We start from the raw sequence: 1,104 nt of genomic DNA on the forward strand, positions 1-1,104 counted from the left end.
CTGCGGGCCCGGGTCGTCCGCGCGGTCGCCGACCGGGGGCGCGCCTGGGTCGACCGCCACTCCTCGGCGCGCGTCGCGACGCTCGTCGGCCCCGGGCTCGACGCCCTCGACGAGTACTTCGCGCGCTACCTGCCGCAGCTGGTGCTGACGGCCCTGGCGACGCCGCTGCTCATCGTCGTCATGGCGCTCCACGACTGGTTGTCGGCCCTGATCGTCGTGCTGACCCTGCCGTTGATACCCGTCTTCATGGTCCTGATCGGGTGGACCACTCGGGCCGCCCAGACCCGGCAGTGGGACCGCCTGACGCACCTCGCCTCGTCGTTCGCCGACGCCGTGGGCGGGGCGTCGACGCTCAAGGCGTTCGGTCGCGAGCGGCGCCAGGTCGAGCGGATCGGTCGCATCACCGACGACTACCGGGTCGAGACGGTCACGGTGCTGCGCGTGTCGTTCCTCAGCGGTTTCGTGCTCGAGCTCGCGGCGTCGCTGTCCGTCGCACTCGTCGCCGTGTCCATCGGCATCCGGCTCGTCGAGGGGTCGCTGGGGCTGACCGCCGGGCTGTTCGTGCTGTTGCTCATCCCCGAGGCCTACCTGCCCCTCCGCCAGGTCGGAGCCAACTACCACGCCGCGGCCGACGGGGTCGCGGCGGCCGACGACGTCTTCGACCTGCTCGACGACGAGGACGGCGACGTCACGCCCCGGTCGTCCCGGGCGACGACCGACGCCGATCCGGCCGCGGCCCTCCCCGAGGCCGACGCGCTCGTCGTCGACCGGGTGTCGGTCGGCCGAGGAGGCGCGGTGCGGCTGGCCGAGACCTCCTTCGTCGCCGAGACGGGTCGCGTCACCGCGGTCGTCGGACCGAGCGGTGCCGGGAAGTCCACCTTGCTCGACGCCGTGCTGGGGCTCGAGCCGTGCGAGGGACGGGCCGTCTGGCGCTCGTCGGGCCGCGCGCCCGCCCGCCACGAGATCGCCTGGTCGGGCCAGTCCGCCCAGTTGTCGTCCGGCACCGTCGCCGAGAACGTCGGCCTCGGCGACGAGGACGGGCCCGACACCGAGGCCGTCGTCCGCGCCCTCGACCTGGCCGGCGCGGCCGGCCTCGACCCGGCG

The 1,104-nt window shown here is 74.5% G+C and carries 1 protein-coding gene; it reads left to right on the plus strand.

Annotated features, from left to right (window positions below; all coding sequences use genetic code 11):
* A partial coding sequence (locus IFT36_RS16095; RefSeq protein WP_200413674.1) for an ABC transporter transmembrane domain-containing protein occupies window positions 1-1,104 on the plus strand: 1,104 nt, incomplete at both ends.

Source organism: Frigoribacterium sp. CFBP 13605, assembly GCF_014839405.1.
Classification (GTDB): Bacteria; Actinomycetota; Actinomycetes; order Actinomycetales; family Microbacteriaceae; genus Frigoribacterium.